The sequence below is a fragment of the Citrobacter sp. RHBSTW-00881 genome, from assembly GCF_013728515.1.
GTDB lineage: Bacteria > Pseudomonadota > Gammaproteobacteria > Enterobacterales > Enterobacteriaceae > Citrobacter > Citrobacter braakii.
In genome coordinates this window covers 185,880-201,061 of record NZ_CP056270.1, presented here as the reverse complement: position 1 = coordinate 201,061, position 15,182 = coordinate 185,880, and the positions used below count along the sequence as shown (strand labels likewise).

The window sequence follows — 15,182 nt, the reverse complement described above, 5'->3', positions numbered from 1 at the left end:
CAGGGCTTTTTTTGTCAGATTATCACTACTGAAACATTTCGCTCAATACGACTTCGGTATTCTTCTAATAGCTCCATTAACGAAGTATTGATGTTTACAGATTTCTTGGTTCTGGTAATAGTTACGTACAGCAGATTAAGTTCGTCAATAATTACTTCCCGTGGCTTCTTCATCACAACGGCTTCTATAATGGATGGGAAGTCGTCATTGATGATGACATGGTCAAATTCCTTTCCCTTCGAGGTATGGGCTGTGGTAACAATTAAATCAGCTTCCTTTTCTGTTCTGGCTTCATTCATCCTCATGGTCTCAACCATCCCGGGGATATCAGCATAGACTTCCATTAACTTAATCGCCCGCACCATGTCCACGTCCTTGGTGGTTTCTGCGATCTCTAAAAAATTTGCCCAGTTCCCGTATTCCGTAGTGATACGGTTATTTTTAATAGCAGCAATGTTACCTGTTTTTAGCGCATGTAAATCAAGGAGCTCGTCGAGACGGTATTTTGAAATACCTCCATTCCACATCACCCGTTTGCCCCACATAATCGACTCGTAGGCAGATTGTATGACTCCCATGTAGGTGCGGCTGATGATGGCGTAAAAGTTTTGATCCTGTATCGCCGATGGCTCAACGATAGCATCAAGACTACCCAGGCCTACCAAGGGGAACGTTTCACCCTTCATTGACAGCACAACGTTGGCCAGTGCTGCAACAAGAGGCCCAAACCGGAATGACTTAGTCAGGCGCATAACCTGAGCCCCGTGGTCTTCAACAATCTCAAGGGCGTTTTCCGCACCGCGCCAGCGGTTTATCACTTGGTGCTGGTCGCCGACAAAAACTTTGCAGCAGTTGTTTCTAAGAACGATATCGATCGTTACCGGATTTGCGTCCTGCGATTCGTCGAAGAGAATGACATTGTAGAACTGGTCTAGGGCTGGGTTCGATAACTGGAACAACTTGAGGATGGTATTCGGTGAGCAATAGGCATCGTTGAGTGGGTCAGATTGCATTTGCCATGTACGTTTTGCTGCACGTAGCGCTTGATCCAACCTGCTTTGAGATATTTTATCGGTTTTACTTAAGTCTTTAAGTACGTGTTCAGTAGTAATTTCGTGTTCATCTGAATTCATGAAATGGGTAAGCCCATTTATTGCAAGCTTAACCACTCTCCAGTCATCTTCACCCATCATTGCGCGGTATTCGCTCACGGATATAAACTGTCTGTATTTATGAGCAAAGTGTTTGTACCGGGTCACGGCCAAACCATGAGATGTTTTACACTCGACGTTTTTTGGGAATTTCTTTTTTGCATCATCTTTAATAGCTTTATTAAAAACGATATAGAGAATTTTGAGTGAGGGGTTTGCATCCGCGAATTCTTTTAGTGTAAAGGTCTTACCAGACCCCGCGTATGCCTGTACTGAAACAATACTGCCAGGTGTAGGTTTGAAACCTATGATCACGTTCTGTTCATCAGTTACCGGCATCAGAATTACCTTTATGTTAGATATCGTTTCATAGTACCTTTTGACACGGCGCGAATGATTTAAAAATGGGGGCAAATTGTACCCATTTTTAAGAATACAAATTTATCTGTTCATGAGTAATACAATAAGATAGTACCATCAAACTATTACTGCGGCCCTCAACAGGAGGTAATCTATGTTTTATTTATCGTCCTTTGTCTGGATGTCAATCTGGAGTCTGATTTCGATTTACATCTATTACAAAGATAAAAAGGCCGCGACTGCTGGCGAGTACCGTGTGGATGAACTGACGCTGGATGCGCTCATTGTGCTGGGCGGGTGGCCAGGTTGTTTCATTGCTCAACGAATGTTTAAACACAAAACACGCAGTGCTTACCAACGTCGGTTCCGGGTTATCGTTGCGGTCTGGATAGTTCTTTACATCGGATTATGGAATTTTCTATGGGCGGGAAATAAAATATGAAGATGTAAAAAAACCGGCCAGAGCCGGTTTTTTTTACATCCATGATGGTTACATGAATGCCGGTAAAGTGGTTTGCACTGCGTGGGATGCGGCCATCATGCCATTGATAATGTCCGGTGAGTAGTACAGGGAGATCGCACCACCAACAGCAACCGCCAGTGACATCAGACTCTGACGTACAACAGCAGCTGCGAGACCAACCAGAACGATAAGACCGATCAGCACCTTACCCAGAGAACCCTGCATGTAATCAGAGATTTTGAGCCATACATCGTCAAAACCTGCCTGGGTTGAACCAGAAGCGTGAGCGGTAACAATGGCAAGAATCAGAATGCCGGTGATCACCAGCGGGGTTTTAAACTTCTCAAATTTGATAGCGTTCATTTAAACATCCTTAATAACGAGTTTTAATAATTTCGATCTTTGGATGTTCTCCAGCTATTTAACGAGTTTGAGCCGGGAACTTTATTAATATAAAATTTGTTTTGTTTGATTTCATTGTTAAAGCAGGGCGTTATACAATAGCAATGTGTGATATAAGGTGACATTTATCCGTGTCTATTAACATATATGAAAATCTGGATGAAAACTTCTTTTTGAGTATGAAAGCCAACTTTACTAGTGTCACATTTAAACGAGGTGGATATGTTGAAATCAGAGGTGTTGGTCAGTACGTTGACATCGTTGGGATTATTATTTTTTTCTACTTTTGCACAGGCTGATAATCCAACAGAAGTAATGCTACCGGCTGGTGGCGTTAGAGTCGTTGTCGGATTTTCACCTGAAGGGTCTGCACAGAAAGCAATACTGGATCTGATCAATTCAGCTCAGCAGGAAATCCGTATGGCGGCATACTCTTTTACGTCACCCGTAATTGCGAAAGCATTAATTAATGCTCACCGAAGGGGAGTAGATGTCAGGATCGTAGTTGACAAAGGGCAAAATAATAACCGATATGCAGTCTCGACTATGAATACAGTAGTTAAGGAAGGTGCGAATAAGCGGGGAAATTCTTCTCGGCTGACTCAGTCATTTCATTTCTTCATGTTTGAGCCGATTTTTTCTCCCGTAAATGCCTTGAATCAGCCTATTTAGACCGTTTCTTCGCCATTTAAGGCGTTATCCCCAGTTTTTAGTGAGATCTCTCCCACTGACGTATCATTTGGTCCGCCCGAAACAGGTTGGCCAGCGTGAATAACATCGCCAGTTGGTTATCGTTTTTCAGCAACCCCTTGTATCTGGCTTTCACGAAGCCGAACTGTCGCTTGATGATGCGAAATGGGTGCTCCACCCTGGCACGGATGCTGGCTTTCATGTATTCGATGTTGATGGCCGTTTTGTTCTTGCGTGGATGCTGTTTCAAGGTTCTTACCTTGCCGGGGCGCTCGGCGATCAGCCAGTCCACATCCACCTCGGCCAGCTCCTCGCGCTGTGGCGCCCCTTGGTAGCCGGCATCGGCTGAGACAAATTGCTCCTCTCCATGCAGCAGATTACCCAGCTGATTGAGGTCATGCTCGTTGGCCGCGGTGGTGACTAGGCTGTGGGTCAGGCCACTCTTGGCATCGACACCAATGTGGGCCTTCATGCCAAAGTGCCACTGATTGCCTTTCTTGGTCTGATGCATCTCCGGATCGCGTTGCTGCTCTTTGTTCTTGGTCGAGCTGGGTGCCTCAATGATGGTGGCATCGACCAAGGTGCCTTGAGTCATCATGACGCCTGCTTCGGCCAGCCAGCGATTGATGGTCTTGAACAATTGGCGGGCCAGTTGATGCTGCTCCAGCAGGTGGCGGAAATTCATGATGGTGGTGCGGTCAGGCAAGGCGCTATCCAGGGATAACCGGGCAAACCGACGCATGGAGGCGATTTCGTACAGAGCATCTTCCATCGCGCCATCGCTCAGGTTGTACCAATGCTGCATGCAGTGAATGCGTAGCATGGTTTCCAGCGGATAAGGTCGCCGGCCATTACCAGCCTTGGGGTAAAACGGCTCGATGACTTCCACCATGTTTTGCCATGGCAGAATCTGCTCCATACGGGACAAGAAAATCTCTTTTCTGGTCTGACGGCGCTTACTGCTGAATTCACTGTCGGCGAAGGTAAGTTGATGACTCATGATGAACCCTGTTCCATGGCTCCAGATGACAAACATGATCTCATATCAGGGACTTGTTCGCACCTTCCTTAACGCGGGCATTCCGTTACGGACGAATGATCAATTTCTTCTGCACCATGATAAGTATTTGTGTGTTGATAGGATATCTGTTGAAACCGGTAGTTATAATTACTCAAGTTCGGCTTTCAATAAAAATAGTGAAAATAGCCTTGTACTTTATAACGCACCAGATGTTACAGCGCTGTATCTGGCCCACTGGGAATCTCGTTGGACTGGTGGTGTGGATTACATACCTAATTATTGAATTTTAATCAGGGTTCGGGATGAACCCTGATTTTATCATTTAAGAAACGCTTCAAGTTCGTCCATATCCAGGTCGTTATAAAATGAACGCCAACCTTTACGGGCTAAATTCGGATGCAGCATTTTGATGTTGCTTAATGGCATAATGCTGCTTAGTCCCATTTTAATAAAGTATTCATATACCAGGCGGCTGTACCGGTCAAAATCGGTAAGCGGTCTCGACAGAAGGTATGCTGCCTCTGACATAGTCAATCCCTGTATATGCAACCTGTAACCCAGCAGACGGCTGCATGTATCGCGCATAACACCGCGTGTTAGCGGGAATAACTCATCACTTACAAGATGTTCAGGTAAGTGAGTTCTCGGGCACTGAACAGGATTTATACCCCTGATATAGCACTCATCATTCTCAAGGATACAAAACTGGGGTTCCGGGCCGGAAAAAGAGTTACCAAGAAAGCCGCAGGGATCGATCACGCCACCACCCTTAAGTGCTATCCATCCGTACTGAGTTTCAGTGACTTGGTATAACCCACGATCTCCTGGATTGATGCGTTCTTTGACCTTTTTTCGACGTGTTCCTATAGTAGCAGTTCCGGCAATTACTCCCTGATCTACCAGTGCTCGGCATACGATGTAGGATCTCGCCTCTGACCATTCAATCCAGGGTAAACCAATGTGGTAACTGGTCGAAACCAGCCTTAAGCCGTCGATGCATGAATCTGTCATGTAACTTCTCCCGAAAAAAAAGCGCACCAAAGATGCGCTCGTATTTTCAATTCAACAGTCAGGCTTTGGATTTTTTGGCCAACTTGTCCGTTTGCTTAGAAAGTTCCTTTTTTGTGAATTTGAGGGAATCGGTTCGTTTATCAGGATCGCCAACAGCCTGAAGAATCAACGAGTAGGAGTTTTCGCCATTGAGTACAAAGAGGTCGGTTGCCTGCGACCATGCCCCCTTGTTTTCAGAACGCTGTACCCGCAGGATATTTCCTGGGAGGAGTGAGACTGACCAACCTTTTTCATCAGAAAGGTATACGTTGACCTTACCTTTCGATGGTAACAAGAATACTTTTGATGAAAAGGTTGAATAAACGAATACCGTATTTTGTCCCTGCGAATTGTATTCAACAGTTTTAAAGTGCCCACTATAGTCCAGGTCAGCGCCAGTAAGCGCATTCTTCTCCTGAACAACAAACTGTTGGGCTGTATAGCCTTCTGATGCTGCTTTATAGTCTGACGTAGCAGTAGTTTTAGTGGGTTCCGTATAACCGAACTCAGCTGGGTCAATTTGATGGCCAGAGGTATCTTTAGTGATGTTTTCAACACCTGCAATATCACGTGTGGTAGGTGATGGCGGTGTTTGAACCGGGTTGGTCTGCGCCGCAGCGTGTTGATTTGGTTCTGCTGTAACTGGAGCTGAAGCCGGGGCTTCACTAGTGGCCCCAGATAGTGCTTTTTTAGCGATTTCCTGTGCAGGAGTTATCTCAACCGTTCCAGGTTGCTCTGCGTTTTGTGAAACCTCGCTACCGTCAGTAAACCCAGGTTCAGCCTTAATTGAGTCAACCAATGACTGCGTAGCAGGATCTGACTTAGATACAACTGGTGAATTTGCATCCGGGTTAGCTGGTGGCGTGGTTGTGGCCATTTTTAGCATCTGATCGCCAAGATTATCAGACGATGCAGGGGAAACACCGGCGCTATCTTGCTTTGTGACAGTAGGTTCACTTTTATCATCATCAGGGGGCGCTGATGCGGGTTCCTGTTCATTATTTGTGATAGGAAGTGTCAGTGTTGGCTGAGGCCCAGCCTCATCGGTATCAAGGTCATCGTCATCCACATCGATACCATGTTGTTTTGCAATATCCGGGTTAACGCTGATCCCACTCTTTGCAACTTCGACGATAGATAGGTTCGGTTCTTTGTCTGGTTTACCATTCATTAAAATAAATGCGCCTAATGTGCTTACCGCAAAGATACCGGCAACCAGGATACTCAAGGTTTTTTTAGAAAATCGCGCCTTAACACTGGGGGTTTCATCTCCAGCATTCTGCGCTGCGCGTTCGCGTAATTTCTCCTGGCCGTATTCAGCACTTGTGCCACGTTTTTCACTCGTCATTGAAAACCTCGTTGATCACTATTCGTTCTGGCCGAAGCCCCAACTCACGGTGTATATGAAAGTGAGCATGATATGGAAAGCCCCATAATCGCGTGAGATGGTTGCCCCGGAATTGATTAGGAAAATATGCTCTCGCGATAATAAACGGATTATATCTTGAGGGAGGTAGCTCTCGAAATTTTGCGGCCTGAAAACGACCGCAAAATGAGATGGTTTTCTTGAAAATAGATTTCTAGAGGTTACGGGTTCCTTTACAAATTGGGTAAGCCGAGCAACCATAGAAATAATTTCCATTCGACATTCTTCTAACCATTTTGCTATGGCAACGGGGACAGCTAGGTATGACATTAAGATCGTATATTTGATTCTCACCTGGACCAACATTTATTATCTCAGTGGCAGGCGGGGGGATTTCTTTATCCTTGATTATTTTCAGAAGTCTGGAACCATCGATAAGCGATAATGTTCCTTTAACATTTGCGCTAAGAGCGAATTCCCATGCATCCTGAGTAAAGAACCCAGAGGTGATGATATAACCCCGCTCATATGCATTGGCTTGCACTACACCGTAAATTTCGCGGACTACCGAGACTCCTACTTTGCTGGTTTTCCATAATTTGCACTGTACCATTTCGCGGCGACCATCTTTTTGCAGCAGAATGTCGACTCCGCCGTCAGCTCCTGTATTAGTCAGAGTTGCTTTGTAGCCATTGAGTTCGAAATGCAGTCTTATAATCTTTTCGAATTGCTCCCATGTCATATTCGAGAGAATTTTCTGGGAATCATTTCCATCCTGAATGGAGGAGTAAATTCGACGTACTTCAGCAAGTTGTACATTTTTTAGCAATGTTGCGACAAACATCATCATCGAAAGGGTTAGAGATGCGCCTCGAAGGATTTCAGGGAGTATGTTACTCACGCCTACAGCAAAACGATTCATTACGAGTGCTAGGGAAGGTGCGAACAAGTCCCTGATATGAGATCATGTTTGTCATCTGGAGCCATGGAACAGGGTTCATCATGAGTCATCAACTTACCTTCGCCGACAGTGAATTCAGCAGTAAGCGCCGTCAGACCAGAAAAGAGATTTTCTTGTCCCGTATGGAGCAGATTCTGCCATGGCAAAACATGGTGGAAGTCATCGAGCCGTTTTACCCCAAGGCTGGTAATGGCCGGCGACCTTATCCGCTGGAAACCATGCTACGCATTCACTGCATGCAGCATTGGTACAACCTGAGCGATGGCGCGATGGAAGATGCTCTGTACGAAATCGCCTCCATGCGTCGGTTTGCCCGGTTATCCCTGGATAGCGCCTTGCCTGACCGCACCACCATCATGAATTTCCGCCACCTGCTGGAGCAGCATCAACTGGCCCGCCAATTGTTCAAGACCATCAATCGCTGGCTGGCCGAAGCAGGCGTCATGATGACTCAAGGCACCTTGGTCGATGCCACCATCATTGAGGCACCCAGCTCGACCAAGAACAAAGAGCAGCAACGCGATCCGGAGATGCATCAGACCAAGAAAGGCAATCAGTGGCACTTTGGCATGAAGGCCCACATTGGTGTCGATGCCAAGAGTGGCCTGACCCACAGCCTAGTCACCACCGCGGCCAACGAGCATGACCTCAATCAGCTGGGTAATCTGCTGCATGGAGAGGAGCAATTTGTCTCAGCCGATGCCGGCTACCAAGGGGCGCCACAGCGCGAGGAGCTGGCCGAGGTGGATGTGGACTGGCTGATCGCCGAGCGCCCCGGCAAGGTAAGAACCTTGAAACAGCATCCACGCAAGAACAAAACGGCCATCAACATCGAATACATGAAAGCCAGCATCCGTGCCAGGGTGGAGCACCCATTTCGCATCATCAAGCGACAGTTCGGCTTCGTGAAAGCCAGATACAAGGGGTTGCTGAAAAACGATAACCAACTGGCGATGTTATTCACGCTGGCCAACCTGTTTCGGGCGGACCAAATGATACGTCAGTGGGAGAGATCTCACTAAAAACTGGGGATAACGCCTTAAATGGCGAAGAAACGGTCTAAATAGGCTGATTCAAGGCATTTACGGGAGAAAAAATCGGCTCAAACATGAAGAAATGAAATGACTGAGTCAGCCGAGAAGAATTTCCCCGCTTATTCGCACCTTCCCTAGGTCATCAGTACTGCTTGCAATAAACTGATAATACAAATCGCCTGGAACGTACACATAATTAGTAAGAGAAAGAATATATAGCAAGCAGGAAATCGGGAAGCCGATATACCACCGGAAAAAATAGGTTTGCTGGCTAGCACCACTGTTTCTCCATGACTGGATATTAAAAATAACGCCGAAGACTTCCTTTCCTGTACGGGTCATCGACATCTGGAGAGACAATTGTGTAATAAAGAGGCCCGCAATGACCAACGGGCCATCATGTAGAAAGAATAAAGCTAATGACGCTAGCAGGAAAAAGCACCACTGGAATTTGGCGCATCGGGACATTCCTTTTGCTGCCAATTTTCTAAAAACCATATGGTCACCATTCATTCAGAATTAATTCTAAGAAAGGTGCGCCTCAGTATCCCATTACAGTTATCAATGAATACATCGTAAAACATGACTGATAAACAAATCAGGGCAAATGTATAAACGATGATTTCTTCAACATATGGAAAATCAGGGTAAATCGCACCTAAATAAATTGCTGACAGTACAAGATACCCACCCCACAATTGGAACAACCGTGGTCTTACTAACAACCATGTGAGTAACGCCAGTACCACTAAGTTTGCAATGCCTATGGCGTTGATCGTCTTTATGGAAGTGAGCGGCACAAAGTACAGAACGCAATAAACGCTACATATCAGAATCACAATGGCGTAAATCACAACACGCTGGAGTAGAGAGTTCATGGTTTCCTCATACACTTTACAGGCCTGTATAACAGAATACCACCGTGTAGCGATTGACGAAGCATATCAGTGTATCTAGTTAATCATTCTCATCTCCCTCACAAGCAATTTGGCTCGGCATCCAATAAGGATGATTTGAAGTCTTGACGTAACTGAACACCATTCTGCATGGAACGCTCGTTAAGTTCGCAACTATCATACTTCTGTCACTGTTTTCAAGGAATTCAGCGCCAGAAAGTTCATTTTCATTCCAGAGACCAGCATTAGAAAGGGTTGCCATCGCATCTGGAAGCGCGTTTATTGCCTTGGTTGCGGGAATTGGTAATTTATCCCGACTTCCACAACCCAGGATAAGGAAGCATAAAAGAACAGTCGTGATAGATTTCATTCTCTCTTCCTCATTTTGGTGTTGTGGGTATTAAAGAGGTCGATGGCTTCAGTTCCCGTGATGGGTATCCAGTAAGGAGGGATGGCTGGAGCCTCATAAAATGGAATTCTCCCGCAGCCTGCTACGGGTAGAGAACAAACAAACAGGATTTCGTCGAACTGGTTTTCAAGTGCCCACAACTGGCTGTACCCAACTAATCCATTTAATTTTGCTTCATGGTGAATTTTCAGAATCGAAAATACAGCCTTCGCAAAACCAAATGGTGGGTTACCAAAGCGTATTGGATCGATACCCAGCGATGTCAGTGCAGACTTCGATATATCATTAAACCTATTGAATAGCGCAGAGCCATGTTCATGGTCTGTTCTTAGGGCAAAAGGAATAGTATTGTCGGGGCTAATTAAGCATTGCTCTTTGAATTGACGGAAACCAGACACACGTTGGATATGGCATTCGACTGATCGCAGAAACAAATCAGGCACACAAAAATCATGAGCAGTAAAACCTTCGAATCCTTCATCGTTACAGAGCTGGTTTGTTAACCTGAACCACAATTGGTAGGCAGATAGTACCTCCTCGTAAGTGCTTCTGACCTCCACATTATTGGTTTTGTAAAAGGTTTCGATCATCATGACTGATTACCTTTGATGCGGCTGCTGTCGTTGTTTAATGGAACGGTCACCTGAATCCCCACGCGCCAGAAAGCCTAAATTGACGATCCTGAAATTTACTCGCCCTACGAGACTATCATGGGGAATGAGACCTCTGAGGTTCCTAGGTGTGCCAGGGGGATTGTCCCAGTAACGGGAATCAAGCGAATGGTCTCGGTTATCACCGGCCATAAAGTAGTATCCTTCGGGAATGATCCATTTCTTACCCGTTTTCACGTAGCCGATACGGTTATCTGTCTGGAAGATATAACTTTGACCGGCAGTGTCGGTATCTGCCTGGTATTGAGTAGTAAAACCATCTTTTTTAATCTGGTTTCCGTTTTGTTTACCGTTTATCGAGAAGATTTTCTCTTCGTTGTATGTGACGGTATCGCCAGGAATACCTAATACGCGTTTGACATAGTAAACGCCGGGAACAGAAGGGGCGTTAAAAACGAGTACGTCCCCACGCCTAATAGCGCGATGATCGAATAAACCACCTACACGCTGAGCGATAACCAAGTCTCCAGGTTTTATAGTTGGGTACATGGATTCTGTCGGGATCAGGAATACACCGCCGAGAAACTGAAAGGACACAATAACCGCAAGCGACAATGAGGAGGAAACTATCAACCAATGTTTTGGACGACGAGACCTTATCAGCTGATAAGAGAGGTAAAGTGCAGAGATGATAAAAACAATAATTAACGGTTTCATGGAGTTATATACCACGCTTAATATTTTTTGCGTAATTAGAGAGCGATTTACCCAAAAACAGGTATACGAGACAGGTGAAAAGGTAAACAAAATGGATGCTGGTGGTTTTTTGGGCTAAAGTGAAAAATTGGTTCGCCTGCCCACCAGCTAATGTGTAATTGAGTTGAACTGTTGGTTTTTCAGCATCGACATAAAAACTTCTAGTTTTCATGAAGGTTAACGGCTTGAAAAATACTTTATAACCAACTCGTGCATAAATTGTGCATGTTGTAATGGTTATTACCAACGGCACATAGAATGGAATAATTGTATTGAGCCAGCACAATAATGACCACACCAGCACTGAATCCAGTAGAAACCTGGCAATAGAGTTGGCCTGCGTTCTGCCCGCTACCACCATAATGGGTATAAATTTAACCATGAAATCCACCATAGTTATACTTGTTTACACCATCTTATAGACAGACAAATTTTCTCCGACTTTTTTTGAACGCAAAACGACCCCGAAAAACGGACATTATATGGTCAGGAATTTCGATAGTTTAAGAGAACATGGTAAATTTTTTCTATCGAAATTTGTGGAGAATTGAAATGAGCAGTGATGCCACTAAGATGGTTGAAGCCTTTGTTAAAGACCCATTAAGTTACGATAGATTTGGGCCAGAGCTTATTTCAAATCAAAAATGTGTCCTCAACATCAATGGGCATGAAATGTCAATTGATGAAGCAGTTAAGATGAGTGATATTGAAAAGTCGCTCTTAGATGAAATTTACCATCTCATAGACGCAATGACAAAAGCGGAAGTCAATTTCTCAAAGGGAAAAAAGAATCTTTTTCGTCGGATGTTCGATCATTTAACAGGTTCCGAAATCTTACGGAAAGCCCAGCTAGATATTTATAACAAAGTAGTTATGAAACTATGCGAACGGATACCTGATCATTTCAAAATGCTAACCGCTCATGCTGAAATCACGAAGGGTTTGGAGGCAATCTATGCGCAAGATATTCATCAGCTAGAGGTTTTCATAGATGTTGTTGAGTCATATCTGAAAAATAAGAACGAGTGTGACTATAGTGTCACAAGCAATGAATATATGGCAATTAACAGGCTACGGATAAGAGTTAATAACTTTCAGGGAGTTCTTGTTGGTTTAAAACTAAGTCAGGTTCAAGCACAAATGAGCTATGAAACAGCTGTCGATGTAAAAGATAGCCTTCGAGATATTAAAGATAATTTATTACCTATGTGGGAAGGGCAGGCTAAGAACATCAACGCCAGTGGTGTTTGTAGTGGTATTGATGAAGTGGCTCATGAAAAATTCAAGAAGCTGGTCAATAAATTAAATAAGAACATAAGGTGAGATAACATGAAGATCATAAATAGTATTGATATATTAGATGTCAAAGTGGCTAAGGAATTTGATAAATATGCTGTTGATGTAAGTATGGAATCATCAATAAAAGATGCAGTCAGATCTTTCCAGATTGGTGATATTGATGCCGCGCATAACTTTGGACGATTGGAGGACACTACTGATATTAATTATCTTGATAACCTCCTTCTCAGCGTCAGCTCATCATCTCAGGGCAAGAAGGGAGAGACTCTGAATGAGATTGTTGCACTGGCTCGTGAAGTCAGTAATGCAGTCGAACCAAGTTATCTTCAAAAGAAACTGTCACGGATACCGTATGTTGGGCCTTTCATAATGAAAGCCATCGGTCTTCATTTTAGTGCAATGTCAAGATTTGATTTAGTTAAAGGACAAATCGATATTTTAACCTCGGATATCGAAAGCATATCGGAGGGGTTGTTTGAAATGAATAAAAATATTGATGGAATGTATGACCAAGCTTTAACTAGTGTAAAAAATACAGGGGTTAACATTGTAGCTGCCTATTACATTCTGGAGAAGTTACAAACAGTTCAGGCTTCTATTCGTAAGGAACTAAAAAATCAGCCTGATAATACCATGCTGAGCATGGAAGCAATGAATATTGAACATCAAATCGCCCTCATAACAAAACGTCGAAATGACATGATCACGGAACAACAAAAGGCATTTGAAGACCTAAAGATGATGAAAATGATGAAGTTCAATAACCTCTCGATGGTAGACCAGTTTGAAACTATTATTAAAGTAACGATACCATCTTCTAAACGCAGCCATCTTATTATTGACCAGGCCGAAAGGAGTGATAAAAGCTCATTACTGATTCAGGCAATTGGTGATTCTGTAAATCAACAAGCCAGACGTCAAGCTTTGTTAGTAAAAGAGAGCAGTATTCGTGTAGCCAAAACAGCTAATCGTACTGTATATGATGTTGAGACAATTGATTACATATCAAACCAGATCAATGAGGCCGGTCGAGAAATTAAAAAAATCCACGACCGAGCCAAGACGCAACATACCCAGCTTGAAGCTCGCGCAGCGCAATGGAAGGAGAAGCGTTTTATGGTAGCAAAAGAACTGTCTTCCAAATAATAGTTAAATTTAGAGGATGTGCTATGGCTAGAATCAGACAAAGTAATCCATATGATGATGTTGAGAATGCTATTAGACGGAAGCGTGATAGAGCTATATATTTTACCTTAGCTATATCTCTAATCTTCGCTATTATATTTCTAATATTATGGTTTTGTATTCCATCAGACATGCCAGTAGATGAGCAAGTCAAACAGGTTTCTGACGATATATTCAACATTCTACGCTCCAATGAGTTAGTTCCTGAAAATGCTTTTGATACGATAGGATCATTTATTTCCATATATGGAAGAGTTGGTGTGGGTGTATGTATATTGATTGTAATACTAGGGGCAATTATTAATGGGAATGGTTTACAACTTGAGATAATGACAAGTTGCATAGTATTGTTTGTAGGGTTTAATTTATTTATTGCTGCATTTGGTGATGAGCCTCATAATTATAAATACAATACCGACAAAATAAGTACTGCTATGAAAACTGGAGACTTGGACTCTTTGTATGAAATCTATGGAGACAGAGGGAGTTTACTAAGAAAGTCAGTTGAAAAAGCACTTGCAGATCCTAAACCAGCTACTGCAAAAAAACTGGGAGATATCGATGGCCTGTTACTCAGAGGTGTAATAATTACTGCTGAAAAAGTATCTGATAGCAATTATAAAAATCATCTTGGAAACTTGGTTTTGTTAATGCCTGAATATAAAGAGGATAGTGTCAAAGACAAAAACACACTGTTTGATTCACAACTTTATAAAGCTATTGATTACCATATTTATGACATTGGTTACAAGTCTGGTGCGCTTGCTTCAAATCCTCTTTCTGCTTGGAAGTCGGGAAATGATCTTAAATCCAATTATATTAAATATATTATAAAAAGTACTGCTCTAATATTTTTTATACTTGCCGTAATTTTTGTGGTGATTATACTGCTGACGGTTAGAAATGGCCGTAGGCTTACTTATTTGATAGAGTCTAATATTAAATATCTGTCGAAATAAAATAAAACGCCCCTGCGGAGTATATAGTAAAAACAGTGTCTATTCGCGTGTGAGTGAGTGACAGGGCTTTACATATAACGTCAGCGGCTTTCATTTCAAACGTACATACTGTGTATAATGGTATGTACGTTTTTTATTTGCGCCGAGTCCTTCGGCGGTAACCATTCATCCATGAATTTTTGTTCAGTGTTTAATTGCACCTTGTGAGTGCGACTTGTTCCAACAAGTCGGGAGAGATAGGAGTTACGTCATTGGTTTAGCAGGACGGGGATAGTTATTTGCGGCAAGTACAGAGTTGTCGCCGCATCCATGCGGCTTTGACAGTTCAGTTGTTCACTCATTGATTCACCTTCTTGATTAATTGCACTTAATTTACCACCACATTGCAACCGCTCCTTACCACGTGTTGCAAATTAATCGCACCACAACTTTCACGGAAAGTACCACTTCGTCGGATCTCGGCTTTGTGCCAAAAACGGACATTGACTTTGGCTGTTACTGAATTGCAGGTTTTAGTTAATCCACGAATAAATCTCCCAAACACCTGCACTATCCATCAACAGTATAAG

Annotated in this window: 18 protein-coding genes; 7 read left to right on the top strand and 11 right to left on the bottom strand. The window is 43.5% G+C overall.

The window, feature by feature from the left end; translation table 11 throughout:
- Positions 1–14: 14 nt before the first annotated feature.
- The gene (locus HV311_RS26160) at positions 15–1,490 is read right to left on the bottom strand and encodes a UvrD-helicase domain-containing protein (protein ID WP_007372217.1); all 1,476 of its coding nucleotides are present in this window, start codon (positions 1,488–1,490) and stop codon (positions 15–17) included.
- Positions 1,491–1,665: 175 nt separating this feature from the next.
- On the opposite strand from HV311_RS26160, the gene HV311_RS26155 reads away from it, so the two are divergent.
- Positions 1,666–1,953 carry a DUF1294 domain-containing protein gene (locus HV311_RS26155; protein WP_007372216.1) on the top strand — a complete coding sequence of 96 codons (288 nt, stop codon included), beginning with the start codon at positions 1,666–1,668 and terminating at the stop codon, positions 1,951–1,953.
- Between the two features lie 48 nt (positions 1,954–2,001).
- On the opposite strand, the gene traA is transcribed toward HV311_RS26155, so the two are convergent.
- Positions 2,002–2,337, bottom strand: coding sequence for a TraA family conjugative transfer protein (traA, locus tag HV311_RS26150; RefSeq protein WP_007372215.1), 336 nt, complete (start codon positions 2,335–2,337; stop codon positions 2,002–2,004).
- A 261-nt stretch (positions 2,338–2,598) separates the two neighbouring features.
- Here traA and HV311_RS26145 point away from each other — a divergent pair, with 261 nt between their 5' ends.
- Positions 2,599–3,048 carry a phospholipase D-like domain-containing protein gene (locus HV311_RS26145; protein WP_191221230.1) on the top strand — a complete coding sequence of 150 codons (450 nt, stop codon included), beginning with the start codon at positions 2,599–2,601 and terminating at the stop codon, positions 3,046–3,048.
- A 37-nt stretch (positions 3,049–3,085) separates the two neighbouring features.
- Here the strand turns inward: HV311_RS26145 and HV311_RS26140 are convergent, their stop codons facing one another.
- Complete coding sequence (locus HV311_RS26140) at positions 3,086–4,066, bottom strand: IS5-like element IS5 family transposase (RefSeq protein WP_064349473.1); 981 nt, start codon at positions 4,064–4,066, stop codon at positions 3,086–3,088.
- A 79-nt stretch (positions 4,067–4,145) separates the two neighbouring features.
- On the opposite strand from HV311_RS26140, the gene HV311_RS26135 reads away from it, so the two are divergent.
- The gene (locus HV311_RS26135) at positions 4,146–4,370 is read left to right on the top strand and encodes a phospholipase D-like domain-containing protein (protein ID WP_326928904.1); all 225 of its coding nucleotides are present in this window, start codon (positions 4,146–4,148) and stop codon (positions 4,368–4,370) included.
- A gap of 35 nt (positions 4,371–4,405) precedes the next feature.
- Here HV311_RS26135 and HV311_RS28150 read toward each other — a convergent pair whose 3' ends face one another.
- The 3 genes from HV311_RS28150 to HV311_RS26120 form a co-directional block, all read right to left on the bottom strand.
- Positions 4,406–5,098 carry a hypothetical protein gene (locus tag HV311_RS28150; RefSeq protein ID WP_016241592.1) on the bottom strand — a complete coding sequence of 231 codons (693 nt, stop codon included), beginning with the start codon at positions 5,096–5,098 and terminating at the stop codon, positions 4,406–4,408.
- Positions 5,099–5,156: 58 nt separating this feature from the next.
- Positions 5,157–6,485 (bottom strand): hypothetical protein, encoded by a 1,329-nt coding sequence (locus HV311_RS26125; protein WP_007372213.1) that lies wholly within the window; start codon positions 6,483–6,485, stop codon positions 5,157–5,159.
- Positions 6,486–6,717: 232 nt separating this feature from the next.
- On the bottom strand, positions 6,718–7,425 hold the full coding sequence (locus tag HV311_RS26120) for a restriction endonuclease (protein ID WP_236248939.1): 708 nt from the start codon (positions 7,423–7,425) through the stop codon (positions 6,718–6,720).
- 80 nt (positions 7,426–7,505) lie between these two features.
- On the opposite strand from HV311_RS26120, the gene HV311_RS26115 reads away from it, so the two are divergent.
- Positions 7,506–8,486, top strand: a complete 981-nt coding sequence (locus HV311_RS26115; protein WP_064349473.1) for an IS5-like element IS5 family transposase — start codon at positions 7,506–7,508, stop codon at positions 8,484–8,486.
- A 108-nt stretch (positions 8,487–8,594) separates the two neighbouring features.
- Here HV311_RS26115 and HV311_RS26110 read toward each other — a convergent pair whose 3' ends face one another.
- The 5 genes from HV311_RS26110 to HV311_RS26090 form a co-directional block, all read right to left on the bottom strand.
- Positions 8,595–8,996: a hypothetical protein gene (locus HV311_RS26110; protein ID WP_326928901.1), complete on the bottom strand. Its 402-nt coding sequence runs from the start codon at positions 8,994–8,996 to the stop codon at positions 8,595–8,597.
- 459 nt (positions 8,997–9,455) lie between these two features.
- Positions 9,456–9,764 (bottom strand): hypothetical protein, encoded by a 309-nt coding sequence (locus tag HV311_RS26105; RefSeq protein ID WP_016241595.1) that lies wholly within the window; start codon positions 9,762–9,764, stop codon positions 9,456–9,458.
- Positions 9,761–10,396: a hypothetical protein gene (locus HV311_RS26100; protein WP_016241596.1), complete on the bottom strand. Its 636-nt coding sequence runs from the start codon at positions 10,394–10,396 to the stop codon at positions 9,761–9,763. Before HV311_RS26100 ends, HV311_RS26105 begins: the two co-directional genes overlap by 4 nt.
- A gap of 6 nt (positions 10,397–10,402) precedes the next feature.
- Positions 10,403–11,131: a signal peptidase I gene (lepB, locus tag HV311_RS26095; RefSeq protein ID WP_007372211.1), complete on the bottom strand. Its 729-nt coding sequence runs from the start codon at positions 11,129–11,131 to the stop codon at positions 10,403–10,405.
- Between the two features lie 4 nt (positions 11,132–11,135).
- Complete coding sequence (locus HV311_RS26090) at positions 11,136–11,552, bottom strand: hypothetical protein (protein WP_016241597.1); 417 nt, start codon at positions 11,550–11,552, stop codon at positions 11,136–11,138.
- A 170-nt stretch (positions 11,553–11,722) separates the two neighbouring features.
- Here HV311_RS26090 and HV311_RS26085 point away from each other — a divergent pair, with 170 nt between their 5' ends.
- The 3 genes from HV311_RS26085 to HV311_RS26075 are packed head-to-tail and all read left to right on the top strand — an operon-like array spanning position 11,723 to position 14,613.
- Complete coding sequence (locus HV311_RS26085) at positions 11,723–12,493, top strand: hypothetical protein (RefSeq protein ID WP_016241598.1); 771 nt, start codon at positions 11,723–11,725, stop codon at positions 12,491–12,493.
- A gap of 6 nt (positions 12,494–12,499) precedes the next feature.
- Positions 12,500–13,615: a toxic anion resistance protein gene (locus tag HV311_RS26080; RefSeq protein ID WP_016241599.1), complete on the top strand. Its 1,116-nt coding sequence runs from the start codon at positions 12,500–12,502 to the stop codon at positions 13,613–13,615.
- A 23-nt stretch (positions 13,616–13,638) separates the two neighbouring features.
- Positions 13,639–14,613 (top strand): hypothetical protein, encoded by a 975-nt coding sequence (locus HV311_RS26075; protein ID WP_016241600.1) that lies wholly within the window; start codon positions 13,639–13,641, stop codon positions 14,611–14,613.
- Positions 14,614–15,182 lie beyond the last annotated feature (569 nt).

Bases quoted from the DNA above. Each gene is read 5' to 3' on its own strand.
- HV311_RS26155 (WP_007372216.1), top strand. From the start codon at position 1,666: ATGTTTTATTTATCGTCCTTTGTCTGGATGTCAATCTGGAGTCTGATT.
- HV311_RS26080 (WP_016241599.1), top strand. From the start codon at position 12,500: ATGAAGATCATAAATAGTATTGATATATTAGATGTCAAAGTGGCTAAG.
- traA (WP_007372215.1), bottom strand. From the start codon at position 2,337: ATGAACGCTATCAAATTTGAGAAGTTTAAAACCCCGCTGGTGATCACC.
- HV311_RS26090 (WP_016241597.1), bottom strand. From the start codon at position 11,552: ATGGTTAAATTTATACCCATTATGGTGGTAGCGGGCAGAACGCAGGCC.
- HV311_RS26115 (WP_064349473.1), top strand. From the start codon at position 7,506: ATGAGTCATCAACTTACCTTCGCCGACAGTGAATTCAGCAGTAAGCGC.
- HV311_RS26125 (WP_007372213.1), bottom strand. From the start codon at position 6,485: ATGACGAGTGAAAAACGTGGCACAAGTGCTGAATACGGCCAGGAGAAA.
- HV311_RS26145 (WP_191221230.1), top strand. From the start codon at position 2,599: ATGTTGAAATCAGAGGTGTTGGTCAGTACGTTGACATCGTTGGGATTA.
- HV311_RS26075 (WP_016241600.1), top strand. From the start codon at position 13,639: ATGGCTAGAATCAGACAAAGTAATCCATATGATGATGTTGAGAATGCT.
- HV311_RS26140 (WP_064349473.1), bottom strand. From the start codon at position 4,066: ATGAGTCATCAACTTACCTTCGCCGACAGTGAATTCAGCAGTAAGCGC.
- HV311_RS28150 (WP_016241592.1), bottom strand. From the start codon at position 5,098: ATGACAGATTCATGCATCGACGGCTTAAGGCTGGTTTCGACCAGTTAC.
- HV311_RS26160 (WP_007372217.1), bottom strand. From the start codon at position 1,490: ATGCCGGTAACTGATGAACAGAACGTGATCATAGGTTTCAAACCTACA.
- lepB (WP_007372211.1), bottom strand. From the start codon at position 11,131: ATGAAACCGTTAATTATTGTTTTTATCATCTCTGCACTTTACCTCTCT.
- HV311_RS26100 (WP_016241596.1), bottom strand. From the start codon at position 10,396: ATGATGATCGAAACCTTTTACAAAACCAATAATGTGGAGGTCAGAAGC.
- HV311_RS26105 (WP_016241595.1), bottom strand. From the start codon at position 9,764: ATGAAATCTATCACGACTGTTCTTTTATGCTTCCTTATCCTGGGTTGT.
- HV311_RS26110 (WP_326928901.1), bottom strand. From the start codon at position 8,996: ATGGTTTTTAGAAAATTGGCAGCAAAAGGAATGTCCCGATGCGCCAAA.
- HV311_RS26085 (WP_016241598.1), top strand. From the start codon at position 11,723: ATGAGCAGTGATGCCACTAAGATGGTTGAAGCCTTTGTTAAAGACCCA.
- HV311_RS26120 (WP_236248939.1), bottom strand. From the start codon at position 7,425: ATGAATCGTTTTGCTGTAGGCGTGAGTAACATACTCCCTGAAATCCTT.